23 protein-coding genes and 1 pseudogene are annotated in these 23,215 nt (G+C 66.8%); 12 read left to right on the top strand and 12 right to left on the bottom strand.

The window, feature by feature from the left end; genetic code table 11:
* Positions 1-106 precede the first annotated feature (106 nt).
* Both ACFVYC_RS06905 and dacB read right to left on the bottom strand, forming a co-directional pair.
* Entirely contained in the window at positions 107-1,240 is a 1,134-nt protein-coding gene (locus ACFVYC_RS06905; protein ID WP_387548308.1) for a zinc-dependent metalloprotease, read from the bottom strand.
* Positions 1,241-1,494: 254 nt separating this feature from the next.
* Entirely contained in the window at positions 1,495-3,009 is a 1,515-nt protein-coding gene (gene dacB, locus ACFVYC_RS06910; RefSeq protein WP_387548311.1) for a D-alanyl-D-alanine carboxypeptidase/D-alanyl-D-alanine-endopeptidase, read from the bottom strand.
* A 154-nt stretch (positions 3,010-3,163) separates the two neighbouring features.
* Between dacB and ACFVYC_RS06915 the strand changes: the two genes are divergently transcribed.
* From ACFVYC_RS06915 to ACFVYC_RS06925, 3 genes and pseudogenes are all read left to right on the top strand, one after another.
* The gene (locus tag ACFVYC_RS06915; RefSeq protein ID WP_387548313.1) at positions 3,164-3,652 is read left to right on the top strand and encodes an inorganic diphosphatase; all 489 of its coding nucleotides are present in this window, start codon (positions 3,164-3,166) and stop codon (positions 3,650-3,652) included.
* An 89-nt stretch (positions 3,653-3,741) separates the two neighbouring features.
* Positions 3,742-5,148: a carboxylesterase family protein gene (locus tag ACFVYC_RS06920; RefSeq protein ID WP_387548316.1), complete on the top strand. Its 1,407-nt coding sequence runs from the start codon at positions 3,742-3,744 to the stop codon at positions 5,146-5,148.
* 152 nt (positions 5,149-5,300) lie between these two features.
* A pseudogene (locus ACFVYC_RS06925) lies at positions 5,301-5,638 on the top strand (DUF429 domain-containing protein); the annotation flags it as partial.
* A gap of 24 nt (positions 5,639-5,662) precedes the next feature.
* Here the strand turns inward: ACFVYC_RS06925 and ACFVYC_RS06930 are convergent.
* Positions 5,663-8,044 (bottom strand): phosphoketolase, encoded by a 2,382-nt coding sequence (locus ACFVYC_RS06930; RefSeq protein WP_387548318.1) that lies wholly within the window; start codon positions 8,042-8,044, stop codon positions 5,663-5,665.
* A 120-nt stretch (positions 8,045-8,164) separates the two neighbouring features.
* Here ACFVYC_RS06930 and ACFVYC_RS06935 point away from each other — a divergent pair, with 120 nt between their 5' ends.
* Positions 8,165-8,764 carry a hypothetical protein gene (locus ACFVYC_RS06935; protein ID WP_387548320.1) on the top strand — a complete coding sequence of 200 codons (600 nt, stop codon included), beginning with the start codon at positions 8,165-8,167 and terminating at the stop codon, positions 8,762-8,764.
* 4 nt (positions 8,765-8,768) lie between these two features.
* On the opposite strand, the gene ACFVYC_RS06940 is transcribed toward ACFVYC_RS06935, so the two are convergent.
* The gene (locus ACFVYC_RS06940; protein WP_387548323.1) at positions 8,769-9,887 is read right to left on the bottom strand and encodes an alcohol dehydrogenase catalytic domain-containing protein; all 1,119 of its coding nucleotides are present in this window, start codon (positions 9,885-9,887) and stop codon (positions 8,769-8,771) included.
* Positions 9,888-10,461: 574 nt separating this feature from the next.
* On the opposite strand from ACFVYC_RS06940, the gene ACFVYC_RS06945 reads away from it, so the two are divergent.
* Positions 10,462-11,385 (top strand): AEC family transporter, encoded by a 924-nt coding sequence (locus tag ACFVYC_RS06945; protein ID WP_387548326.1) that lies wholly within the window; start codon positions 10,462-10,464, stop codon positions 11,383-11,385.
* Positions 11,386-11,407: 22 nt separating this feature from the next.
* Here ACFVYC_RS06945 and ACFVYC_RS06950 read toward each other — a convergent pair whose 3' ends face one another.
* The 4 genes from ACFVYC_RS06950 to serS all read right to left on the bottom strand — a co-directional run bounded on the left by ACFVYC_RS06950 (position 11,408) and on the right by serS (position 14,813).
* Entirely contained in the window at positions 11,408-11,992 is a 585-nt protein-coding gene (locus ACFVYC_RS06950) for a histidine phosphatase family protein (RefSeq protein ID WP_387548329.1), read from the bottom strand.
* Positions 11,993-12,059: 67 nt separating this feature from the next.
* The gene (locus ACFVYC_RS06955) at positions 12,060-12,422 is read right to left on the bottom strand and encodes a hypothetical protein (RefSeq protein WP_387548332.1); all 363 of its coding nucleotides are present in this window, start codon (positions 12,420-12,422) and stop codon (positions 12,060-12,062) included.
* 41 nt (positions 12,423-12,463) lie between these two features.
* Positions 12,464-13,324: an HAD family hydrolase gene (locus ACFVYC_RS06960; RefSeq protein ID WP_387548334.1), complete on the bottom strand. Its 861-nt coding sequence runs from the start codon at positions 13,322-13,324 to the stop codon at positions 12,464-12,466.
* 199 nt (positions 13,325-13,523) lie between these two features.
* Positions 13,524-14,813, bottom strand: a complete 1,290-nt coding sequence (gene serS / locus ACFVYC_RS06965; protein WP_387548337.1) for a serine--tRNA ligase — start codon at positions 14,811-14,813, stop codon at positions 13,524-13,526.
* Between the two features lie 91 nt (positions 14,814-14,904).
* Between serS and ACFVYC_RS06970 the strand changes: the two genes are divergently transcribed.
* Positions 14,905-15,969, top strand: coding sequence for a diacylglycerol/lipid kinase family protein (locus ACFVYC_RS06970; protein WP_387548340.1), 1,065 nt, complete (start codon positions 14,905-14,907; stop codon positions 15,967-15,969).
* 10 nt (positions 15,970-15,979) lie between these two features.
* Here the strand turns inward: ACFVYC_RS06970 and ACFVYC_RS06975 are convergent, their stop codons facing one another.
* The 3 genes from ACFVYC_RS06975 to ACFVYC_RS06985 all read right to left on the bottom strand — a co-directional run bounded on the left by ACFVYC_RS06975 (position 15,980) and on the right by ACFVYC_RS06985 (position 17,650).
* Positions 15,980-16,186, bottom strand: coding sequence for a hypothetical protein (locus ACFVYC_RS06975; protein ID WP_387548343.1), 207 nt, complete (start codon positions 16,184-16,186; stop codon positions 15,980-15,982).
* Positions 16,187-16,281: 95 nt separating this feature from the next.
* Positions 16,282-17,256 (bottom strand): prephenate dehydratase, encoded by a 975-nt coding sequence (pheA, locus tag ACFVYC_RS06980; RefSeq protein WP_387548346.1) that lies wholly within the window; start codon positions 17,254-17,256, stop codon positions 16,282-16,284.
* Positions 17,257-17,323: 67 nt separating this feature from the next.
* Positions 17,324-17,650 (bottom strand): rhodanese-like domain-containing protein, encoded by a 327-nt coding sequence (locus ACFVYC_RS06985; protein WP_387548349.1) that lies wholly within the window; start codon positions 17,648-17,650, stop codon positions 17,324-17,326.
* Between the two features lie 111 nt (positions 17,651-17,761).
* Here ACFVYC_RS06985 and ACFVYC_RS06990 point away from each other — a divergent pair, with 111 nt between their 5' ends.
* The 6 genes from ACFVYC_RS06990 (at position 17,762) to ACFVYC_RS07015 (ending at position 21,650) form a co-directional block, all read left to right on the top strand.
* The gene (locus tag ACFVYC_RS06990) at positions 17,762-18,496 is read left to right on the top strand and encodes a Type 1 glutamine amidotransferase-like domain-containing protein (RefSeq protein ID WP_387548352.1); all 735 of its coding nucleotides are present in this window, start codon (positions 17,762-17,764) and stop codon (positions 18,494-18,496) included.
* The gene (locus tag ACFVYC_RS06995) at positions 18,489-19,910 is read left to right on the top strand and encodes an amidase (protein WP_387548563.1); all 1,422 of its coding nucleotides are present in this window, start codon (positions 18,489-18,491) and stop codon (positions 19,908-19,910) included. Before ACFVYC_RS06990 ends, ACFVYC_RS06995 begins: the two co-directional genes overlap by 8 nt.
* A gap of 134 nt (positions 19,911-20,044) precedes the next feature.
* Positions 20,045-20,272, top strand: coding sequence for a hypothetical protein (locus ACFVYC_RS07000; RefSeq protein ID WP_387548354.1), 228 nt, complete (start codon positions 20,045-20,047; stop codon positions 20,270-20,272).
* Between the two features lie 78 nt (positions 20,273-20,350).
* Complete coding sequence (locus ACFVYC_RS07005) at positions 20,351-20,554, top strand: hypothetical protein (protein ID WP_387548565.1); 204 nt, start codon at positions 20,351-20,353, stop codon at positions 20,552-20,554.
* Positions 20,555-20,682: 128 nt separating this feature from the next.
* Positions 20,683-21,045: a hypothetical protein gene (locus tag ACFVYC_RS07010; RefSeq protein WP_387548356.1), complete on the top strand. Its 363-nt coding sequence runs from the start codon at positions 20,683-20,685 to the stop codon at positions 21,043-21,045.
* Positions 21,046-21,152: 107 nt separating this feature from the next.
* Positions 21,153-21,650 carry a lipopolysaccharide assembly protein LapA domain-containing protein gene (locus ACFVYC_RS07015; RefSeq protein ID WP_387548359.1) on the top strand — a complete coding sequence of 166 codons (498 nt, stop codon included), beginning with the start codon at positions 21,153-21,155 and terminating at the stop codon, positions 21,648-21,650.
* Between the two features lie 55 nt (positions 21,651-21,705).
* On the opposite strand, the gene ACFVYC_RS07020 is transcribed toward ACFVYC_RS07015, so the two are convergent.
* Positions 21,706-23,214: a carboxyl transferase domain-containing protein gene (locus ACFVYC_RS07020; protein ID WP_387548361.1), complete on the bottom strand. Its 1,509-nt coding sequence runs from the start codon at positions 23,212-23,214 to the stop codon at positions 21,706-21,708.
* Position 23,215 lies beyond the last annotated feature (1 nt).

Raw genomic sequence — 23,215 nt, forward strand, 5'->3', positions numbered from 1 at the left:
GCCGCCGCCGGCCGCTGCGCGCAGGTGCCACTGCGGAAGGCGACGCCGGCCGGGGCACGTCAGGCGGGTTGTGATCAGGTTTTTGGGAGTGGGGCGCGTCCGGCAATCAGAGTCCCATCCGCTCAAGCCACAGCTTGGCGTCGTGGATCTCGGGTTCGGTGGGCAGGTGGTCCGCCGACTCCCAAACCCGGTTGAAGCCTTCCATCCCGGCGGCGTCCACCACGGCACGGACGAACCGGGCGCCGTCGGAGTACTGGCGCATTTTGGCGTCCAGGCCCAGCAGGCTGCGAATGAATTTTTCCACCACGCCCCGGTCCTTGCCACGGTCGTTGAACCGCTGCCGGATGGTCTTCACGGACGGCACGATGCTGGCGTCCACGGCGTCCATCACCACGTTGGCGTGGCCTTCGAGGAGGCTCATCACCGCGGTGAGGTGCGAGATGGCGGCCTTTTCCTCCGGGTCCTGCAGCAGGTCCAGGATGGCACCGCGTCCGGGGGTGTTGCCATTGGCAGTGCGGTCCTTCAGGGAACGGGCGGCGGCGGTGGCCCGCTCCATCAGCGAATCAACGTTGCCCAGCAGGTGGGCGCTGAGTTCGTCGATCTGCTCGAGCATGTGGTGACGCAGCCACGGGGCCGCCGCGAACTGCACCCGGTGCGTCTGTTCGTGAAGGCAGACCCACAGGCGGAAATCCTCGGGGGTGACGTTCAGTTCGCGCTCCACGGCCACGATGTTGGGGGCGACCAGGAGCAGGCGCCCGCCCGACGGCGCGGTGGATCCTTCGGCGAGCGCGGCAAAGGGATCGTACTGGCCCAGGACCTTGCTGGACAGGAAGGCCAGGACCGCGCCCAACTGGCTGCCGGTGATGGCGCCGCTGACACTGGCCGCGGCGGGGCTCAACGTGCCGCGCCGGTTTTCGAGCATCTTCTCCATGGCGGGCTTGAGCATCACCGCGAAGCTTTGTGTGTTGGCCTTGGCCCAGGAAGCACGGTCCACCACCAGCACGGTTGAGTCCCGAAGGTCCCGCGCCGCTTCCAGCCCGGTGATTTCGTGGACGTGCTCAACCGAGGCATCAGCAAGCCGGCGCAGGCTTTCCACGGCGTCACCGATGGCGGCATGGTTCAGGACCGGACCGGCGGGAGCCAGCCGCGCAGCCGTGGAGGCGGCGAGGTCCCAGTTGATCAGGGACGAGGCCTGGCTGGACAAGGTTTGGGCTGACGACTCACCTGCAGTGGACTCCATAGCTCCCATCAGAACACAGCAGGCTGCGGATCGTCCTTAAGTTCGCTGACCGGCGAACCCCCGCAACCGCGGCACACACGTCCACAGCCGGTTCACAGGATCGCGAAAGCCGGACCCTAAGTCCTGCTGGCACCGTGATGGTTACACCGCAACAGCGGCCCCTTCCGGCATAGCCGGCTCTCGCCCGCATAACTGGCCCGGGCCGGCATCGGTAATGCGGGCCAGGGCCGCTCGAACCTTCAAAGCGTTCAGCGCTACCGGCAGCCGCAGGCGGCGAGCGCCGTCGCGGCACGGTCAAGTGCCGCCCTGTTGCCCGCGGCGCCCGGTGTGAGTCCGTTGCCGATGAAGGAGAAGACCAGCAGGCGGCCGTCGGCATCCACCACATAGCCGCTGAGCGCCAGTACCGTGTTCAGGGTGCCGGTCTTGGCCCGGACCAGCCCCGCGCCCCGCGCCGTCGAGTCATCGCGGTAGCGCGTGTCCAATGTGCCGCTGAGGCCGGCCACCGGAAACCCGTCCAGCGCCGCGCGGAGCCTGCCGTCCGTGCCGGTGGTGATGGCCCGCACCACGTCCGCGAAATGGCGGGCTGAGACCTGGTTGCCCGTGGCCAGACCGCACACATCCACCAGTTGTATCGAGTCGACGGGGATCCCGGCGTCGGCGAGCTGTGCGCGGACGGCTGCGGTGGCGCCGTCATTGCTGCCGGCATGGCCTGCCGCCACCGCTGCCATCCGGCCCAGGACTTCGGCAAGGTAGTTGTCCGATGCCTGCAGCATGAGGTCCACCTGCCGGGCCACCGTGGCCGACTCCACTTCGGCCAGGACTGCCGGCTTCCCGGGCTCTTCCCCGCTCGCCGACGCAGGAACAGGTGAACGTTCGACGGCGGCTGCCACAGTCAGTCCCGCGGCCGCGGCTGCGGTCCGCAGCCGGGCGGCGAACTCCTCGGCTGCGGTCATCGCCGGGTCCTGCGGACGGGGGCCGGTGGTAACCGCCGGATCGTAGCGGGCGGAGTTCAGCGCCAAGGGGTAAACCGGCGCGACTTCCCCGGCAGCGACGTCGCCCTCGGCCCAGACCGGGTTCAGTGCCGGGCCGGTGAACAGGGAATCGTCCACGAGGACCTTGATCTCGCCGGACGTTCCGGCGGCCTTCAGCGCTTCGACAGTCCCGACGGCCAGCGTGGCCAGGCCGGCGTGGCCCATGACCTGCTCCCCGTTCGATTCGCCCGGGGCCAGGAGGACGTCGCCGCCGCCAACGAGCACAACCTGCCCGGCAGCCGGACCGCTTTTTACGGACGTGGTGAACCGGCGCTCGGGGCCAAGGGCGCGGAGGGCCGCTACTGCGGTCAACAGCTTCATGTTGGAGGCCGGCACCCTGTTGTCGGATCCGCCGCGGTCAAAGAGGACCTGCCCGGTGAGTGCATCCTGCACCAGCCCCGTGAAGGTTCCGCCGCCGTCGGCCTTCAACAAAGGCTCCACCTGCGCGGTGACGCTGGACGCCAGCGGGATGCTGGCCGACGCGGACAGCGGGGTAAGCCCTGCTTCAGGTGAGAGCCTGGCCGGAGCCTGCTGCCAGGCAGGGGCTGGTGGAGGGGGCGCAGGCAGCTCGGGGCCCAGGAAACCCGGAGCCACCAGCAGGGCCGCGGGGACCATCAGCACCACCAGAAGGGCTGTCAGCAAGAGCGCCGGCCAGGACCTCCGCAGGCGCGTGACACCGGCCTGGACGCTGTGGCGGACACGGTCCGGCCGTGGTTCCGCGGCAGTTGGTTTGGTCATGCTGGTGATGGTCCTCAAGTCCTGAAATATCCCCACAAGTTCCTGATTCCAGGGCCTCTCGCTATATCCTCAATAATAGTCGGCGGCACGGACACTCCTTTTGGTGAGCCGTCAAGTGTGCCGCGAACCCCCTGCAATTGCCGAGGAGCATTCCATGAAGCATGACGTGACCATCGAGATCCCCAAGGGATCCCGCGTCAAGTACGAAGTTGACCACGAGACCGGCCGCGTCCGCCTGGACCGCGTCCTCTTCACCTCCATGCAGTACCCCACGCACTACGGATACTTCGAGAACACCCTCGGCGAGGACGGCGACCCGTTGGACGCGCTGGTGCTCCTGCAGGACTTCGACCTGCACCCAGGTGTCATCGTTGAGTCCCGCCCCATCGGCGTCTTCAACATGACCGACGACGGCGGCGGCGACGCCAAAGTCCTCTGCGTCCCCGTGGATGCCCGGTTCGACCACATCCAGGAAGTCAGCGACGTCAACGACTTCCTGATCAAGGAAATCGAGCACTTCTTCACCCGCTACAAGGATCTGGAGCCGGGCAAGTGGGTCAAGGCCGAGGGCTGGGGCGACCGCGCCGCCGCGGAAGCCGAACTCGAAGCCTCCATCAAGCGTTACGTGCCCACGGGCCACTGACATAACACCAACGCGGGGTCACTTCGCGCCCATTCCGCTAGCGGAATTGGGCCGCAAGTGACCCCGCGTTGGTGGTTTAAGGTTGGTGCGTGAACTCCGCACCAACTTTTGCCCCGCCCTGCGGCCCCGTCACCGGTTGGCTTGACGGGGACGTCATCCGGGCCACCGGCATCCCCTACGCCTCTGCCGGCCGCTTTCAGGCTCCCGTTCCTGCGGCGGACTGGGCCGAACCCTTCGCCGCGACCTCCCCGGCCCCCGCCTGCCCGCAGGGGCCGGTGCCGTTCCTCGACGACGTCCTGGGCACCCGCTACGGTGAGCTTCCGGGCAGCGAGGACTGCCAGAACCTTTCCATCACCATGCCTGCCGATCTTGCCCCGGGCGAGAAGCTGCCCGTGATGGTCTGGATCCACGGCGGCTCCTACACCACCGGCTCCGGCGACCTGGCCATCTTCGACCCCTCCGTGCTGGTGGCCGAAAACCGCGTGGTGGTGGTCTCGGTGACCTACCGGCTGGGGCTGTTCGGCTTCCTGGCGACGCGGTCAGGCCGGCCGGGCAACCTGGGCCTGCTGGACCAGCTCGAGGCGTTCCGCTGGGTGCAGCGGAACATCGATGCCTTCGGCGGGAACCCCGGCAAGGTCACCGCTTTCGGCCAGTCCGCCGGCGGCGACGCCATCGCCCACCTCATGGCGACCCCTGAAGCGCCGTCGCTGTTCCAGCGGGCCATCCTGCAAAGCGCCCCGCTGGGAATTTCCCGCGGCAGGGCGAAGATGAACCACGCCATGGGCATCGCCGCCGAAGCGGTCAGCGAGGAGACCCCTGCGATGGACGTGGTGGAACGCGAGGACCACGTTGCGCAGGTGGCGCGGAAATTCGGGATGCTGGCGGCCATGCCCTTCGGCACCCAGTACGGGCACGCTCCCCTTCCGGAGGAATCGGACATTGAGGCCGCGTGGAACCGGTCAGCGCCAGGAATCGAGGTGCTGATTGGGCACACGTCCGAAGAGGCTCGGCTCTTCCTGCCCCGGAGCCCCTACCTCAGCCGGCTGGCCGGCGTTCCATATGCTGGAACCGCAGTGATCCGGGCCATTGATTGGGTAATTACCGAAACCGTCTATGGCTGGGCGGCGCGAAAATTCGCCCGGCGCCATGTCAGGGCCGGCGGTAAGGCCCACAGCTACGTGCTGAACTGGCACGCCCCCGGCAACGTCTTCGGTGCCGCGCACACCATCGATCTCCCACTCCTGTTCGGCAACCGCAACACGTGGGACGGCGTGGGGCTGATTGCCGGCGCAAGCTGGGAAGACGTGGACGCCGTCGGGAAGCAACTGCGGAGCTTATGGGCCGGTTTCGCCCGCGGGGATGCGGTCAGCGAAACGGGCGGGATTCCCGGGGCGCTCAGGCTCACATCAGAGCAGCCCGGGGCGCCTCAACGCTCCCGCGAAGTGGCGACCGTGCTGCGCGCTGCTTCCACCAGGATGTCCTGGCGCTGGAAGTAGGCGTTGTGGCCGGCGTCCTCCACAACCAGGAGTTGGGCCGGTCCACCAGCGGTCCTTGCCGCGGAGAGTTGGAGGGCCAGCCGTGATCGTAGGTGTCGTACGCAAGCACCCGGAAGTCCCCTTCGAGTTCTGCGGCGATCCGCTCCGACGCTACGGATATGACGGGTATCGATTGCCCGGTGGGCTGGCCGCAGGCGCTGATCCCGTTCCTCACCGGGAGCCTGAACTTCGACGCCGGCCCTGTCCTGGCCCACGACGGCATCGAGGGGCGGCGTTTGCTGGCCTACCGGGACACGGACCGCTTCGTCACCGCCCGGACAGGCCTGATTCCGCTCAGCGTCTCGGCTGACCGGCTGGCGCACCCGGCCATGAGGTCCGCGGTGATCCAGGCGAAAATCGCGGCACTCCACGGTCCGCAACCACGGGACGGGACGGGTCGGGGCGCCTGGCCGAGGTCTATCCTGCTGCCTCACTGAAACTGTGGGGCCTCGCCGAACTCCCCGCCTGAGGCGGGTCAGCCGAGTTTCCAGTCCCGGATCTCCTCCGGGTCCTCCCCGTGGGTGCGGGTGTGCTCCCGGGCACGAATCCTGCTGTCCTGGAGCTCCTGCCGCAGCAGCGAGTGCTTCTCCGCCAGTCCCGGCACGCGGTCGATGGCGTCGATGGCCAGCTGGAACCGGTCGATGCCGTTCAGCATGGCCATGTCGAACGGGGTAGTGGTGGTGCCTTCCTCCTTGTAGCCGCGCACGTGCAGGCCATCCTGGTTGCTGCGGCGGTACGCCAGCCGGTGGATCAGCGCGGGGTAGCCGTGGTAGGCGAAGATGATGGGCTTGTCCGTGGTGAAGATTCCGTCGAAATCCCGTTTCGGAAGGCCATGCGGGTGCTCACTTTCGTCCTGGAGCCGCATCAGGTCCACCACGTTCACCACGCGGACCTTCAACCCGGGCGCGCCCGCCTTAAGCAGCTCCGCCGCGGCAACCGTCTCCACTGTGGGCACGTCACCGGCGCAGGCCAGGACGACGTCGGGCTCCTCGCCGGGGACCTCGGACCCCGCGAACTCCCAGATGCCCAGCCCCCGCTGGCAGTGCGTGGCAGCGTCGGCCGGTCCAAGCCAGGTGGGTGAGGGCTGCTTCCCGCTGACCACAATGTTCACGTAATCCGTTGACGCCAGGCAGTGCTCCATCACGGACAGCAGGGTGTTGGCGTCCGGCGGCAGGTACACCCGGATGACTTCGGCTTTTTTGTTCACGGCATGGTCGATGAACCCCGGGTCCTGATGCGAGAACCCGTTGTGGTCCTGTTGCCACACGTGCGAGGACAGCACGTAGTTCAGCGAGGCCACGGGCTGACGCCACGGCAGCTTGCGGTGCACCTTCAGCCACTTGGCGTGCTGGTTGAACATCGAGTCAACGATATGGATAAAAGCCTCATAGCAGTTAAAGACGCCGTGCCGTCCGCTCAGCAGGTAACCCTCCAGCCAGCCCTGGCACAGGTGTTCGCTCAGCACCTCCATCACCCTGCCGGAGCGCGCAAGGTGCTCGTCGACGTCGTCAATCCGGTACTGCCACACCTTGTCGGTGGCCTCATAGACGTTCTGGAGCCGGTTCGACGCCGTCTCGTCCGGGCCGAACAGCCGGAACGTTTCCATGTTCAGCTCGATGACGTCCCGCATCCACGAACCCAGCGTGATCATCGGGCTGACCCGCTCCGTCCCCGCCCGGGCAACCTCGACGGCGTGGTCCCGGTAATCGGGCAGCTTCAGGGCGCGGCGCAGCAGTCCGCCGTTCGCGTGCGGGGTGGCACTCATCCGGAACTCACCCGTAGGCGCCCCCTCGGCGACGTCGGGCCGGAGCCGGCCGTCGCCGTCGAACAGTTCTTCCGGGCGGTATGCCTGGAGCCACTCCTCCAGCAGCCGCAGGTGCTCTTCATTGGTATGGACCCCCGACAGCGGCACCTGGTGGCTCCGCCAGGTGCCCTCAACCTGCAGCCCGTCCACCTCGCGGGGTCCGGTCCAGCCCTTCGGCGAGCGCAGCACGATCATGGGCCAGCGGGGCGCTTCGCCGTCCGCCTCCCCTGCACCTTCCGCCGGCGTCCGGCGGGACTCCTGGACGGCGCGGATACCGGCCATGCAGGTTTCCAGCGCCTCGGCGAAGTCCTGATGAGCCTGCCCCGTGTTGCTTGGGTCCTTCACGGTGACGAAGTACGGCTCGTGGCCGAAGCCGCGCAGGAGCTGTTCCAGCTGCGCTTCGGGCATGCGCGCCAGGATGGTGGGGTTGGCGATTTTGTACCCGTTCAGGTGCAGGATGGGCAGCACCGCGCCGTCCGTGGCCGGGTCCAAAAAGTTGTGCGAGTGCCAGCTGGCCGCCAGCGGGCCTGTCTCCGCCTCGCCGTCGCCAATCACGACGGCGGTCACCAGCTGGGGATTGTCCAGCACCGAGCCGTAGGCGTGGGCGAGGGAGTACCCGAGCTCCCCACCCTCGCTGATGGAGCCGGGGCTTTCGGGAGCAGCGTGACTGGGGATGCCGCCCGGGTAGGAAAACTGGCGGAACAGCTCGGCCATGCCGTCGGCGTCGTTGCCCACGTGGCCGTAAATTTCGGAGTATGTCCCTTCCAGCCAGGCGTTGGCGACGACGGCGGGGCCGCCATGGCCGGGACCTGCCACAAAGAGCATCTCGGCGGAGTCGCGGCGGATGACGCGGTTCAGGTGTGCGTAGATGAAGTTCAACCCGGGGGTGGTGCCCCAGTGGCCCAGCAGGCGTGATTTGGTGTGCTCGGCCTGCAGCGGTTCGCGCAGCAGCGGGTTGGAGCGAAGGTAGATCTGGCCCACCGACAAGTAGTTGGCGGCGCGCCACCAGCGGTCTACAAGTTCGAGTTCGTCCTGCCCTATGCTGCTGGTCATAACCATCCTCACTTCGGGGTCGCCGCCAACGGCGGCCATTGCTCCATCGGATCAGATGGGTACCGGGCGGGGCAACCCCGCTTGCCTGGACGGCGCTACCAGCGGGTAGTCTTTGGTTCAGTGTTCACGCTGACTATCAACCAAACGGACAGCCGGCGCGATGGTGACCGGGTGCCGCAGTTGCTCAAAGACCTGCGGCACATTCCTGCGCGCCTGGACTTCGACCGGTCGGTGGAAGACGAGGTCCAGGGCATCGTGGACTGTCCGCACCAGGCCGTGGAGGCTGCGCTGATCGCACTGCGTTGCGGTTCCTGGTATGTGGGAATCGGCGTCGGGCCTGTCAACGAACCGCTGCCCAACCAGATCAAGGACGCCTCCGGCCACGGCCTGGTCTATGCCCGGCGCGCGGTGGACCGGCTGCGGAACGGCAAGGAGCGGGTTCCGGTTGCGGTGGAGGGCCCGCTGGCCGATGTTGCCCACGACGCTGAGGCCGTGCTCCGCCTGTTGGGGCAGATCGTCCGTGAGCGTACGGACGCCGAGTGGCGGGTCCTTGACCTGCTGACCCCCGGCGTCCGCGGGCAACAGAAGGCCGTGGCACAGGAACTGGGCATCACCACGCAGGCAGTCAGCAAAGCCGTAACCCGGGCGCAATGGAACGAGGAACACGCCGCCCGGCCTGCGGCCGCCCGCTTGCTGGCCCTGATCCTCGAGGTGCGCTGACTGCTCAGGCCTGGAAGAGTGCCGGGCGGTGCAGGACGAGCTTCGTAGTGTGTTCGGCGTACGCCCTGGGGGCGTCGTCGAAGTCCGCCAAGTGGCTGGTGACTTTCTCTGCGGGGAAGTTGTTTTTGTGGACCCAGTCCAGAAGTTCGGGCAGGACGGCGCGGGGATGCGAGACGCCCAAGTGCAGGGTGATGTCGTTGGCGTACATATGCATCAGGGGAATTCCGGTATTGGTGCCGACGTAATAGCCGATTGCCGTGCAGATTCCGCCCGGGGCCGTGGCGCGGATGGCTTTGCGGATCCCTGAGGTGGTGCTTGACGCCTCGACGACGATGTCGTAGCCCGGGTTGGCGGCCGGTTTCCCGGACCGCTGATGGGCGACGGCGCCGAGCGAAGCGGCAACTTCCCGGCGCTGCGGGCTGGAGTCGACGTAATCCACCACCGATGCACCGTGCGCTGCTGCCAGGCCCGCCGCGTACAGGCCAATCGATTTCCCGCCACCGCCCAAAACCAGGACGTTCGCGCCCGGACGGGCCCGAAGGTGCGGCACAACGGTGCGCCAGGCGTCAGACAAGTTGTCACTGGCTGCTGCGACCCGGAGCGGGTCCAACCCGACGGGAAGCGGGACAAGCATGTGGTCTGCGAACGGAACCCGGAACAGGTCCGAAACCATACCCCCATAGTGGCCGCTTGCCGGTCCGAACCCGAACGCCGCGAGGGTTCGTCCGTCCCGGGCGGTGATGCATTTTGACGTCAGGCCCCGCCGGCAGGTCCCGCATCTCCCGCACGAGACGGACCAGGGCACCACCACTTTGTCACCAACCCGGAGATTCTGGACGAACGCTCCGGTTTCAACCACCTCGGCGATGGCCTCATGCCCGATCGCGAAAGGACCCTGGAACGGCACCGGCCCACAGATGCTTCCCACCGCGGGATCGATTGCTCCCGCCTTCAGCCCGGCCTGCATCGCCCTGCTGACGCGGTGGTGGATCGGCAGCGTGTCACCGTCGCAGCGGCTCACGACGATCGGGCGCACGATCGCATCGTCGCCAGTAATCAGCTCCGGGTCGTTCCGTTCAATCCAGTCCAGTTTTCCGGTGCTGATGAAATTCAATTCACGCATGCGTGGTCCGTTCTCTGGGGAGCACTGCCAGGATAGACGCACCGGCCGCAATAATCGTGCCGTCAGCCGGGGATGACTTCCACCATACGGCTGCGGGGACCGTGGGCGAAGCCGGCGGTAATGACGGTAATGACCGCACGGATTGCGAGCAGCCATCCGGCCGGTGCCGCCCCATCGCCGCCAGGAGCCCTACCTATATCGCTCGCTCGCCGGCCACTATCACCAGGGATACGTCCTCTTCTCGGTACCACCGGGCTTCATCCCGGATGAGCATGGTTTCACCCCACGACGCGTGAATGGTGCCAGGCCATGCGCCCTAGTATTGGACGTAGCTGGTTTCGGCGCGTCTGCGGCGAGAGGCCGGGAAAGCCCCAGATTTTGAAGGATCCTCAGGTGCCGCCGTCCCCGATACTCACCAAAGACGCCTGCACCAAAGGAGCTGCGCCGCCGGATTCTGAGCGGCGAATTCGTACGAGGCTCGGGACGCAGGGCAATTGCTGTGCTACGAAGGACTTGCCTCCTAAAGATCGGCTTCAGGGGCAAACTACGCGTTACGGAATTGAGGTTTGCCTTCTTGGAAGGGGTACTGCAGGGCTTTTTTGTTGTGGGCATGGTGCTGTTGGCGGGGTACCTGCTGGCCCGCTACAACGTTCTGGGGCAGCAGGGAACCAAGGTTCTTTCAGCCCTGACGTTCACGGTGGGACTGCCAAGCCTCATGTTCTCCATGATCGCCACGCGGCACGTCACGGAGGTCCTTAGTGCCACCGGCCTGATTTCGGTGATCACCGCCGTCGCTTGCATGACTGTTTTTGCCGCGGTGGGAGCCCTGCGCCGCTGGGGAACCCGGCGCACCGTCATCGGTGCATTGACCACCGGAATAGTGAACTCCACCAACCTGGGCGTACCGCTGTCCGCCTACGTGCTGGGCAGCGCCACGTATGTCACCCCGATCATGCTGTTCCAGCTCGCCCTGCTGACGCCGGTTGCCCTCACCATCCTCGATCTGGCCGACCCGCAGGGACACAAGCTGTCGGTCCGGAAGGTCCTCGCCACGCCCTTCCGGAATCCCGTCACCGTCGCGGCGATCCTGGGCATCCTGCTCAGCGCATTCGAGGTCGAGGTACCTGAACTTGTGCTCGCCCCCATAGCCTTGGCGGCGCAGATGACGGTCCCGCTCATGTTGATCATTTTCGGCATGTCCCTCCACGGGCTCACCCTGCGCGGCGGCACCGGCGATCTGGCGCCCACCACTGTCGCGGTGGTGTTTAAATCAGCAGTACAGCCGGCATTGGCCTGGGTGCTGGCGGCCTTCGTGTTCCACCTGGACCAATTCAGCACGTTTGTCGTCGTCGCCTGTGCAATCCTCCCCACGGGACAGAACGTTGTGCTTTATGCCATCCGCTATAACGTCGGCCAGACGCTCGCCCAGTCGACGGCCGTCATCACCACAGTGCTGTCCGTCCCCCTCCTACTCGGAGCCGCGCTGCTTTTTGGGTGAGAGCCCGGGCTTCGGCCGACCCTCAGCCCTGGCTGGCCGCCATCACCGGCTCGCCGTTGAAGTATTCGAGCTGCCAGCCGTCAATCGCGTGGTGGTGTGCAAGGTTCAGTACGGCGTTGTCGATGCTCTTCAGGGTGCTCCCGACGGCGCGGCTGAGGCTCACGCGGAGCAGCGTCCCATGGGCGACGACGAGAAGCCGGCGGCCGCTGAACTCCCCGGCCAGCGCCTCCAACGCCGCCAGCCCGCGGTCTGCGGCCTCGTCCTCGCTTTCGGCGCCGCGGAAACCACCGGGAATGCGCAGGGCATCCAGTTCCGGCCCGGCCTGCATGCCCTCCGCGGGCCCGAAGCTGCGCTCGGTCAGCTCAGGCACGCGACGGACCTCGCTGAGGCCCAACCCCGCTGCGATCACATCCGCAGTCTCGGCGGCGCGGCTCAGCGGCGAGGAGACAATGGCGTCCCACTCGTAAGCGGACAAAATGTCGACGGCGTCACGCGCCTGGGCCCGGCCAATGTCGTTCAGCGGAATGTCAGTGGATCCCTGCAGCCGGCGCTCGGCGTTCCAGTCAGTCTGTCCATGGCGGATGAGGGCGAACGTCGTAAGGGTCATGCTTTCCATTCTGCCCGACGGCGGGCGTCCCCTGGGCGCTGGGCTCACGTGAACGATCGGCGGGTGATCAGTTGGCGGCGAGGACCAGGTAGGCGATAGCGAGGAAAAGGGCCACCGGCGTCATAACGGCACGCTCCGGTTTGCTCCGCGATATAGCGTTCATCACCACGCCAAGCGCGAAATAGCCTGTCAACGCCCAGGCGATCACCGACGTGACAGTCTCGTTTCCCGGGGCCGGCACCATGCCTGCTTTGGCGAGCGCCATATATCCGAACGCCGCGTACAGGACGATGGACACCGCGCTTCCTACCCGCAGCCCCGTGGGCAGAACGTTGTGCTGGCCACCCCACGCGAACCTGCCAATCGGGGCACCGCCCACCAGGGCGGCCTGGAAAACGGCAAGGCCGGCCAATACTGTGCAGGCCGCCATGGCTGCAGTCTGAACCAAAAGCACCGGAAGTCCCCGGCAGCTTAGAGGAGGCTGCGCAGCACGTGGGCGGCCCCGTCGTCGAACACTGAGTGGGTGACCTCATCTGCTGCGGCGATCACTTCCTCGGGGGCCTGGCCCATCGCCACGCCCCGTCCCGCCCAGTTGAGCATTTCGATGTCGTTCCGGCCGTCACCGACGGCAACCGTCAGATGCGGCTCGATACCCAGGCGGCCACGCAGGCTTTCCAGGGCGCTGGCCTTCGTAACGCCGGCAGCGGCAATGTCCAGCCACGCAGTCCAACCCACGGAGTACGTCACCCCGGCAAGGCCGATGTGCTCGATCGCCTCGGTAAACTCTTCCGGTGTGTTTTCGGTGCTGAACACCACCACACGGACGGCCGTGGCCTCCAGCATCGTCTGGAAGTCCACGCCAACGGCCTCGACACCGAAGCTTGCGTCCTGGAAGCGTTCGGTGGACAGGAAGTTGCCATCCTCGTCCTCCAGTGCGTACTTGGCTGACGGAAGCCGCTCCCTAAGGGCACGGAGCGCCGGAGCCGGGTCGAAGGTGGCCTTGTGGATGACCTCGTAGCCGCTTTCGAACTCCGGATGGAGCCGGAGCGTCACACCGCCGTTGCAGCAGACCGCGTAGCCCCGCTCGATGCCGATTTTCTCGATGATGGGCAGCATGGCGTTGAGGGATCGGCCGGTGGCGATCATCACCTCGTGCCCGGCTGCCACTACTGCCTGCGCCGCTTCGCGGACGGCCGGCGACATGTGCCCGTCGTGGTCCACCAGGGTGCCGTCCACGTCCAGGGCGACCATGAGCTTTTGGTCTGTGTTGTTGTTTTCGTTCTCTCGCCGGTCATCGTTGCCGGCGACTGAGGTTTCAGTCAGCGTAGTCATCCATCAAGTAGAGCAGACGTCCCCCAACCCCTGCTAGGACGCACGCCACAGCGTTATTGAACAGTTGGTTAATACCCACAGGTTGTCCCCGGTGTGAGTGTTAACCCCGCTGGCCCGAATTTGCGGCTCCCAGGCTTGTTCGCGGATCCAAACCCTCAAGGTTCGGATCCGCAAACAAGCCCCGGAACGCGCGAAAGTGCTAACGAACCTGCAGGACCGGGAGGACCTCAAGGCCGCCGATGTACTTCTGCAGCGCCTTCGGCACGTTGACCGAGCCGTCCGCGTTCTGGTGGTGCTCCAGGAGAGCCACAATCCAGCGCGTGGTGGCCAGGGTTCCGTTCAAAGTGGCAACAGCGCGGGTGCCCTTGGCGACGCCCTCGGAGTTCACCGCGCGTTCGCGGATGTTCAGGCGGCGGGCCTGGAAGGTGGTGCAGTTCGAGGTGGAGGTCAGCTCGCGGTACGCGCCCTGGGTGGGAACCCAGGCTTCGCAGTCGTATTTCCGTGCGGCGGACATGCCAAGGTCTCCGGCCGCGGTGTCAATAACGCGATACGGCAACTCGCACTTGGCCAGCATCTCCTCTTCCCACGCCAGCAGCCGCTGGTGCTCCGCCGCGGCCTCTTCAACCGTGGTGTAGATGAACATCTCCACCTTGTTGAACTGGTGCACGCGGATGATGCCGCGGGTGTCCTTGCCGTGCGAGCCGGCCTCGCGGCGGTAGCAGGAGCTCTGCCCGGCGTAGCGGACGGGGCCGGCGGAGAAGTCGAGGATCTCGTCCGCGTGGTACCCGGCCAGCGCAACCTCGGAGGTGCCCACCAGGTAAAGGTCGTCTTCGGCCAGACGGTAGATCTCGGCGTCGTGCTTTACGTCGAAGCCGGTGCCCTGCATCGTCTCGGGGCGCACCAAAGTGGGCGTAATCATCGGAACGAAACCGGCTTCGATGGCCTGGTCCATGGCCATCTGCAGCAGCGCCATCTCCAGCCGGGCACCCACGCCCCGGAGGAAGTAGAAGCGCGCGCCGGATACTTTGGCGCCGCGTTCCATGTCGATCGCGCCGATCAGCTCACCGATTTCCAGGTGGTCTTTCGGCTCAAAGTCCGGGAACTCGCGGGGCGTGCCAACGGTCTTCACCACCACGTAGTCATCCTCGCCGCCTTCGGGAACACCGTCCTCGATGAGGTTGGGGATGGTCCGCAGCAGTTCTTCCTGCTTCAACTGCGCGGCGTCGGCCTCCGCGGAGGCGGCCTTGACCGAGTTGGCCAGTTCCTTCACCTCGGCCAGCAGGGCCTTTTTCTCGTCGCCCTTTGCCTGGGCCACCTTCTTGCCGAAGACGTTCTGCTCGGCCCGGAGGTTTTCGAAGCGGATCAGCGCCGCCCGGCGCGCAGAGTCCGCGGAGATGATCGCGTCCACCACTGATTCGTCTGCGCCGCGGGCGCGCTGGCTGGCTCGGAACTTGTCCGGGTTTTCGCTGAGGTCTTTTACGTCGATCACCCCATAAGGGTATCCAATCCGAAGGAGTACGACGGCGGCCGGCCGGCATGCGGGACCGGCGCACCTGCCGCCGGGATACTGTTGAACCACCATGAGCGACCTGATTCTCTACCTGCTGATTGCGGTGGCGCTTGCCTTCGCGGTCTCCAGTTGGTGGGGAGTGCGCAGGCTCAAGGCGCTGCACATGCGAAGCGCCGTTGGCGAAGACGCCCACGAGCCGGGGCTCAGCCACCAGCGGGTGGCGGTGATTCTCAACCCGATCAAAGCCCGCTCGGACGAAGCCAGGGCCACCATCCAGCGCGCCTGCCTTACGGCCGGCTGGGACGAACCCGTCTTTTACGAAACAACCGCCGAGGACCCCGGCTTTTCCCAGGTGCAGGCCGCCTTGGGGCACGCGCCCGACGTCGTACTGGTGGGCGGCGGGGACGGCACCGTCCGGGTGGTGGCTGAGTCACTTGCCCGCACCGGCGTCGCGATGGGCCTCATCCCGCTGGGCACCGGCAACCTCCTGGCGCGGAATGTGGACCTGGACGTCAACGACCTCCACGGCAATGTGCAGACAGCCCTCTTCGGCCACCAGCGTTACATCGACACCGCGCGGATGGGCATTGAAAACTCCCGGACCGGCCATTCCTCCGAACACGCCTTCCTGGTGATCGCGGGCATCGGCATGGACGCCGAAGTCCTGGCCGATACCAACGCCGGCCTCAAAAAAGCGTTCGGCTGGCTGGCCTACACGGAGGCGGGCATGCGGCACCTGCCCGGCCGGCGGAAAAGGATCTCCATCTCGCTGGACGGCAGCCCGGACCAGGTCCGGAACATCCGCAGCATCCTTTTCGCCAACTGCGGGCTGGTTCCCGGCGGCATTGACTTCATCCCGCAGGCCATGATCGATGACGGCATGCTGGACGTGGTGGTGATGAGTCCGCGCAGTGCGATCGGCTGGGTGCTGATGTACGTCAAAATCATGTTCAAGCACAGCGGAAAATTGCCCATCATGACCGTTTACAGGTCGGGAAGGGCGGTCATCAAATGCCCCGAGCCGATGCCCACCCAGCTCGACGGCGACACGGCAGGCGAAGCCACCAAGGTTACCGTCCAGGTGGAGCCGCGTTCTTTGTTGATCAGGGTTAAGGGGCAGGCAACGTTGGTCTAGCGGGCGGCGTTCAGGCGTGGGCTTCCTTGTGTGCCTCGGCGGCGGCTTTTGCGGCGGCGCGGGCCTCGGACTGCTCGCGGATCATGGCTTGCTCCTCTTCGAAGCGCAGGCGGTCCGCCCGGTCGGCCTCGTCGCCGTCCCAGTCCTGGTTGTCGGCGGCGGGGCGGGGATTGACGATCATCCCCTGGCCATCGTTGTCAGAGCTGTTGGTACTCATGACCCGCTCCCTTCGCTAAGGGCCATCCCCCAATGTGGATCAAGTAAGCATACGCATTGTCCACAGCCCGCGGAAGTGGTAAGAAACGCAATTGCCTACGCTGTGGGCGAAGCGGCGGAACCGCTTTCCGGCCCGGTTTGCGGCAGCAACCCGGCCACCCACGTCCGCGCTGCCGCGAAGGCAGCATCAGAAGTATGCGGCTCCACCACGGTCTCCTGGTGGTCCGCCCGCGGGTAGGAGCCAAGGAAACGGGTGGCCGGGCTGATCCGGTGGAGCCCGGCCAGGGCATCTGCCACGCGCGCGTCACCCAGGTGGCCGTCGGCGTCGATGCTGAAGAAGTAGTGCCCCAAGTACTGTCCGGTGGGCCGGGATTCAATCCTGCTGAGGTTCACGCCCCGGCTGGCGAACTGGTCGAGGATTTCCATCAGGGCGCCGGGGCGGTCTTCGGGCAGGGGCACCACAACTGTGGTTTTATCGGCCCCGGTGCGCCCGGGCACTATGCCGGGGCGGCTGACCAGGATGAAGCGGGTCACGGCGCCGGGGTTGTCGCCGATATCCTCGGCGAGGGCGGAAAGCCCGGGCTGTTCCTGGACCACGAGCGGGGCGCAGATGGCGGCGTCATAGTGGCAGCCCTCATCCAGCAGCCCCAGAGCCGCGGCCGCGGTGGACGATCCCGGCAAGTACTCAGCCGCAGGGAGGTGGGTATCCATCCAAAGCCGGCACTGCGCCCAGGCGTGCCCGTGCGTCGAGACCCGCCGGATGTCCTGCAGCCGCACGCCCGGCCGGGCCACCAGTACGAAGCTGATGGGCACCAGGACTTCCCGGATAATCCGCAGCTCCGGACCGGTGGCAATGGCGTCGAGGGTGGCCGTGACGCCGCCTTCCACCGAGTTTTCAATCGGCACCATCGCAGCATCAACTGCACCGGCTCGCACCTTGTCCAGTGCAACATTAACGTTCGACGCCGGGACGCGGGCGGCCTGCGCAGCTCCCGGGACCTTCAGCAGGGCCGCCTCGGTGAAGGTACCTTCGGGCCCGAGGAAGGCATAGGTGGCAGAGGGCGCAGGCATAGGCATTCCTTTAGAGGCATGAAAGCGTCCCTTGGCCGGGGCGCCCGGAAAGCGGAAGAAGAAGGCGCTAGAGAACCAGGGGTTTCAGCCCGTTGTCCGAGACCAGGGGCTTACCCGCCTCAAGCCACTGGTCCATGCCACCGGAAACATTGATCGCGGTATACCCCTGGCCCGTGAGCCATTGCGCAGCGCGGAACGAGCGGCCACCGGTTCGGCAGATGACGTACAGGTCCTGGTCCGGATCGAGTTCGTCCAGCCGCGCGGGCAGCTGGTCCAGGGGGATGTGGAGGGCCCCGTCAGCGTGGCCTGCCACCCATTCGTAATCCTCGCGGACGTCCAGGATGGCGGCGTCGGCAGGGAGGTCGTTGACGCGGACGGTATCAAAATCGCTCATGGGAAGTCCTGTCTGGCAGATCGGGTTCAGTGTTAAGCCTAGTGCCCTCGGCTCCCGGGTGCCCGGAAGTTTGGCAAGTTAGGCTTCTGGAAACACCCGAGGAGGAAACCCTTGCCTGCAGAGCAGCCCACCATCCTGGCAACGTCGGGCGGCATCAAGCCCGGAACGCGCACCCGCCTTGAGTTCGGCCGGTTGCTGCACCACGCCGTCGAACTCTCAGGGGTCAGCGGCAGGGCGCCGAAGGTGACGCATATCGGCACCGCCGCGGGTGACCAGCGCGCGTTCAACGCCGAAATGGATGAGGCGGCGCGGCTGGCGGGGTTCGACTTCAGCCACCTGAACCTCTTCACCATGCCCAACCAGTCCGATCCTGAGGCGCACCTGCTTGAACAGGACGTTGTGTGGGTGAATGGGGGCTCTGTGGTGAACCTGCTGGCGGTATGGCGGGCCCACGGCCTGGAAAACATTCTGCAAAAGGCATGGCACAGCGGGGTGGTCCTGGCAGGGGTGTCCGCCGGGTCCATCTGCTGGTTCCAGGGCGGCACCACCGATTCGTTTGGACCCGAACTGCGCGCCGTGACAAACGGCCTGGCCTTCCTGCCCTTTGCCAACGGCGTGCATTACGACTCGGAGGAGCGCAGGCGGCCGCTGGTCCACCGGCTCGTGGCGGACGGGACGCTTGGCGAGACACATTGCACGGACGACGGCGTCGGGCTGGTTTACCGGGGCACGGCACTGGTCGAGGCGGTGGCCGAAGTCCGCGGCAAGGGCGCGTACATCGTCACTGGTCCACAGGATGGCGAGGGCGCTGATGAGGAACGCCTGGAGCCCCGGTACCTTGGCTGAGCTCCACGACCTCTCTGCCCTCGCGCTACGGGACAGCCTCCGGCAGGGCGAGGTCTCCTCAACGGAAGCGGCCGCACATTTCCTGGGCCGGATCGAACAGCATAATCCCCTGCTCGGGGCGTTCGTCACTGTGACCGCGGAGCAGGCGATGGAACATGCCCGCGCCGCCGACTCGCACCGGACGCGCACCCCCGATGAGCTGCCACTCCTCCACGGCATGCCCCTGGCGTTCAAGGACCTCACTGACGTGGCCGAAGTGGTGACCACCCACGGCAGCGCTGCCCTGGACCACAAGCCTGCCGTCAGCGACGGGCCGCTGGTGGCCCTCCTGAAGGAGGCGGGCGTGGTCTCCCTCGGCAAGACCCAGGTGCCCGAATTTGGGCTGACGGCCTACAGCGAAAACCGCGTGGCGCCGCCGTCGCGCAATCCCCACGCTCCCAGCAGAAGTTCCGGGGGGTCCTCCGGCGGCAGCGCCGCAGCGGTGGCCGCCGGCCTTCTTCCTTTCGCGCCTGGTACGGACGGCGGCGGCTCGATCCGCATCCCGGCCGCCGCCTGTGGGCTGGTGGGCCTGAAGCCGGGCCGCGGGCTGGTGCCGGCCGGGGAAAGCCTGGGCGACCCGGCCCGTCTGGTGGTGGCTGGCCCCTTGGCGCGGAGCGCCACTGACGCCGCCCTGATGCTGGATGCGCTGGCCCCCTCGTCCGGTTCCGCACAGGACCGCAGCTACCTCTCGCGGGTGGACCAGGAACCGCCACCGCTGCGGATCGGCGTCACCTTGGACAGCCCCTGGTCAGGCACCTTCCCTTTTACCCCGGAGCAGGAGGCGCTGGACGCGCTCCGGAGTGGGCAGGAACTTCTGGAGCATGCGGGCCATTCGCTCAGCGAAGCCGGCATCCGCTACGACAACCGCTACCCCGATGCGTTCACCACCGCCTGGACGGCGCCGGTGGGCGCGGCGAGGATCAGCCCCCACAGGGAAGCGCTGCTGGCGCCGCTGACCCGGACCTTCCGCCGCCGCGCCCAACAGCGCAGCCCGGCCAAGTTAAACGAGGCCCTTGCGTTCCTGCGGCAGTTCCAGCGCGACACCGTGGCGCAGTACGCGCAGTGGGACCTGCTGCTGATGCCGGCGCTCGCCCAGGTGCCGCGCCCGGTGGGCTGGTTCACCGGAACGGCCCACGGCGGCGGCCACTGGCCGGCGGCGCAGTGGGCAGGGGATGCCGACGGCGACTACCGGAAGCAGTGCGAATTCGCGCCGTGGTCCTCGATGGTCAACGTGTGCGGCCTCCCGGCCATCACCATTCCCGTCCATTGGACCGGCGACGCCCCCGGGCTCGGGCTGCCGATGGGAATCCAACTGGTAGGGCCGATGGGGTCCGAGGCGCTCCTGCTGCAAGTGGCCCGGCAGTTGGGGTATTAAGGCTTTGTATGAGGGCTTGTTGACCTGGATCTAACGCGGGTTTAATGCAGTCGTAACCGTGATGCAGAAGACTGGCAGGATCCGCACGTTTACGTTCCTCCCCCCAGGCCCATACTCAATGAGGAGTTGCCCGCATGAACGCTGAACATCCCACCACCTCCAGCGAAGCGTCCCGCCAGATGTTCCAGGGCAGGCCCGACCTCAGCAACGCCAATGTCAGGGAGGACCTCGCCAGGACCGGGCGCTGCGCCCTGGTGCATCTGCCCACTGGCCGGATTTGCCTGCTGCCGTTCCGGCATCACGGGCCGTGCGAGTTCCACCGGCCGCAGGATGCCGACGACGTGATGTCCGGCCGCGCCTGATCTGCAGAAGGTGGACTCCTCGACTCCGCCGGGGAACAGGAGGACGATTAAAGGGCAGTCACCATGAGGAGGCCTGTGATGTGTTATTCCTACAACAAGGACTTCGGGCGGAGCACCAGAAAAGAAGCTGACCGCCAGCCCGAGGCGAAGCACGAAACCCCGGTGGAAACGCCGGAGAAGCCGGTCAAGGCGCAGGACTTCACGTTCTGGGCATTCCCGAGCTGGCGCAGGACGCCATCGCCGCGCACCCCGTCAGCTGAACGGAGCGAGGAGAGGGTCTGACGCCCGCACCGCACATAACAGCGGAAGGGACTCCAGCGGAGGCCCTTCCGCTGTCATGAGTGTCCGGTGGCTTTGCTGATGGTCGGCTGTTGGCCGTAGTGGAGCCGTGGTGGAAAGGACCGGGAGCTGTGAAGGGACTGTACGTCCACGAAGCCAGGCTGCGGATGGACGTCGCCGCCTCGGATCCGGCCGCCCCTGGTGCTGCCATCACAGTGGCCTTGTGCGGACACTGGGAACACCCTCCGCCGTGCCCGCTCGCCGCGCACCACACCGGCTTCTCCCGGGACGGGGACACTGTGGTTCTTCGCGTCGTCTTCGCAACCGCCGCCACGGACGAAGGCGAAGTACGCCGCCGGATCGACGGGGCGCTGGCGCTGGGTGCCCTTGCAGTTCCCGACGGCGGCACCGCCCGCTGGATCCTTCTCGCAGCCGGTCCGGCGCAACTGAGCCCAGAGGAAGCCGAACACGCCAGCCGCATCGCGGGCACGTAGCGCTTTTCGGCCCGCACTGCCTTCCCGCGTTGTGCTGCAGGAAGGCCTCCTACTAGGGTGGGACCATAAGCATGCTTAGTATTCACGTCCGCAGGAAGGGAACCAGCATGAGCACCGGAAACTACCCACCCCCCGCGCCGGACCGGCAGCCGGAGCCTGGCACCGGACACTACGACGAAGCTCCATCGCAAGCCGGACCCTCTGCTGCCGATGGTGCGGCCTCCGGGTCGGGCGTTAGCCCGGCCCCCGGAGCCGGCGTGAGCCAGGGCCCGGGGACGGGCGTCAGTCCGGGTAGGCCGGCAGCAGGTACCACTCCAACTGAACCCCGGCCTGCCGGTGACCAGCCAGGGGTGACCCGCGCCGGAGTGGTCTGGGCCGCCGTCGTGGCCGCCCTGGTGCTCCTGATCCTGCTGATCATCTTCATCCTGCAGAACCAGGACCAGGTGGCCGTCAGATACTTCGGGCTGGAAGGATTCGTCCCGTTGGGAATGGCGCTGTTTATCGCGAGCGTGACCGGCGGAGTTTTGGTGGCAGTGGCCGGCGGTGCCCGCATCCTGCAGCTTCGGAGGAACGCCCATCGCGCGCGGTCCACTCAGCGGAAATAGCACGGTGGGCAGGGACCGCGAAGCCGGCAACAGATAGCAGCAAAGCCGCGGCGGGTTAGCCTGCGCCCAGGCTCCTGTACTTGGCGGACCGTGCCGCCACGAGCTCCGGCACCGAGGTTCCGGCGACTGACCCCAGCTCGTACTCGATGGCGAGCGCCATCCGCCGGCAGAAGTCCTGGGGTTCCAGCGACGCGTCGTCCCGTTCATCCACGATGTGGTCCACCAGCCCGTTGGCGTAGAGGGAAGTGACGTTCACTCCCTGCGCCTGGGCCATGGCAGGAGCATGGGCGGTGGTCCGGTGGACGATGGCGCTTGCCCCTTCCGGCGGAAGCGGCGAGAGCCAGCTGTGCTGCGCCGCGATGGTCCTGTCCGCGGGCAGCAGTGCCAGGGCTCCTCCCCCGGCCCCCTGGCCGAGCAACACCGAAACGGACGGCGCCCCAAGCCCGATGAGCTCGTGCAGCGAGCGCGCAATCTCTCCTGCCAGCCCGCCTTCCTCCGCTTCCTGCGAAAGTGCCGCGCCGGCCGTATCGATGACCGTGAGCAGCGGCAGCCGCAGCTCCTCCGCCAGCTTCATGCCGCGCCGCGCTTCCCGGAGCGAGCCGGGCCCCATTCCCGCCGTATCCCTGCGCAGCGGCCGGGCATGTCCCAGGACAATGCAGGACTGTCCGCCGAAGCGGGCCAGGGCCAGCAGGAGCCCGGGATCCTTCTCGCCCTGCCCTGTTCCGTTCAGCGGCAGGGCATCGGTGGCGCCGTACTTGAGCAGTTGCCGCAGGTCCGGCCGCTTGGGGCGCCGGGAGATCCCGATGGAAGTCCAGGCATCAACTGCCGCGGGCCGGACAGCGAGCGTGGCGGGCGCCTCGGGCCGGGCACCGCTCCGGGCGCAGAGGATGTCCAACGCCCTGCCCACCAAATCTGCAAGATCCCCCGGCTCCACAACACCGTCGATCAGCCCTTTGTTGAACAGGTTTTCCGCCACTTGCACGTTCGCCGGAAACGCTTCCCCATGCAGTGCCTCATAGACCCGCGGGCCCAGGAATCCCAAGAGAGAGCCCGGTTCTGCCACGTTGATGTGGCCCAGGGATCCCCACGATGCCATCACGCCGCCGGTAGTGGGGTGCCGCAGGTAGACCAGGTAGGGCAGGCCGGCCTGCCGGTGTGCCCGCACGGCCCCGGTGATCTTCACCATGGACAGGAAAGCCAGCGTCCCCTCCTGCATCCGGGTGCCGCCGGAGGCAGGACCCGCCAGGAGCGGCAGCCCCTCAGCGGTGGCCCGCTCGACGGCGGCCACGATCCGCTGCGCTGCGGCGTGGCCGATGGAGCCCGCGAGGAAGGAAAACTCGCTGACGATCACCGCCACGCGCCGTCCACGGATGAGTCCTGCGCCCGTGACGACGGATTCGTCGGTTCCGCTCCGTTCCCGCGCCTTGGCCAGATCGCGGAAGTACTCGTCCGATAGCGGCGGTTCCTGCGCCGGCGAATCCCAGGAGACGAAAGATCCTTCGTCCACCACAGCGTCCAGCAGTTCGGCGGCGCTCAGGTGCCGAATTTTTTCGCTCGTCGGCATG

The organism is Pseudarthrobacter sp. NPDC058329 (genome assembly GCF_042879835.1).
In the GTDB taxonomy this organism is placed as follows: domain Bacteria; phylum Actinomycetota; class Actinomycetes; order Actinomycetales; family Micrococcaceae; genus Arthrobacter.

Excerpts from the sequence above, each read along its gene's own strand:
- ACFVYC_RS07005 (WP_387548565.1), top strand. The coding sequence starts at position 20,351 with ATGTGTTATTCCTACAACAAGGACTTCGGGCGGAGCACCAGAAAAGAA.
- pheA (WP_387548346.1), bottom strand. The coding sequence starts at position 17,256 with ATGCCTGCGCCCTCTGCCACCTATGCCTTCCTCGGGCCCGAAGGTACC.
- ACFVYC_RS06950 (WP_387548329.1), bottom strand. The coding sequence starts at position 11,992 with ATGACCCTTACGACGTTCGCCCTCATCCGCCATGGACAGACTGACTGG.
- ACFVYC_RS06940 (WP_387548323.1), bottom strand. The coding sequence starts at position 9,887 with ATGCGTGAATTGAATTTCATCAGCACCGGAAAACTGGACTGGATTGAA.
- ACFVYC_RS07020 (WP_387548361.1), bottom strand. The coding sequence starts at position 23,214 with ATGCCGACGAGCGAAAAAATTCGGCACCTGAGCGCCGCCGAACTGCTG.
- ACFVYC_RS06915 (WP_387548313.1), top strand. The coding sequence starts at position 3,164 with ATGAAGCATGACGTGACCATCGAGATCCCCAAGGGATCCCGCGTCAAG.
- ACFVYC_RS06985 (WP_387548349.1), bottom strand. The coding sequence starts at position 17,650 with ATGAGCGATTTTGATACCGTCCGCGTCAACGACCTCCCTGCCGACGCC.
- dacB (WP_387548311.1), bottom strand. The coding sequence starts at position 3,009 with ATGACCAAACCAACTGCCGCGGAACCACGGCCGGACCGTGTCCGCCAC.
- ACFVYC_RS07015 (WP_387548359.1), top strand. The coding sequence starts at position 21,153 with ATGAGCACCGGAAACTACCCACCCCCCGCGCCGGACCGGCAGCCGGAG.
- ACFVYC_RS06955 (WP_387548332.1), bottom strand. The coding sequence starts at position 12,422 with ATGGCGGCCTGCACAGTATTGGCCGGCCTTGCCGTTTTCCAGGCCGCC.
- ACFVYC_RS06975 (WP_387548343.1), bottom strand. The coding sequence starts at position 16,186 with ATGAGTACCAACAGCTCTGACAACGATGGCCAGGGGATGATCGTCAAT.
- ACFVYC_RS07000 (WP_387548354.1), top strand. The coding sequence starts at position 20,045 with ATGAACGCTGAACATCCCACCACCTCCAGCGAAGCGTCCCGCCAGATG.
- ACFVYC_RS06905 (WP_387548308.1), bottom strand. The coding sequence starts at position 1,240 with ATGGAGTCCACTGCAGGTGAGTCGTCAGCCCAAACCTTGTCCAGCCAG.
- ACFVYC_RS06930 (WP_387548318.1), bottom strand. The coding sequence starts at position 8,044 with ATGACCAGCAGCATAGGGCAGGACGAACTCGAACTTGTAGACCGCTGG.
- ACFVYC_RS06960 (WP_387548334.1), bottom strand. The coding sequence starts at position 13,324 with ATGACTACGCTGACTGAAACCTCAGTCGCCGGCAACGATGACCGGCGA.
- ACFVYC_RS06970 (WP_387548340.1), top strand. The coding sequence starts at position 14,905 with ATGAGCGACCTGATTCTCTACCTGCTGATTGCGGTGGCGCTTGCCTTC.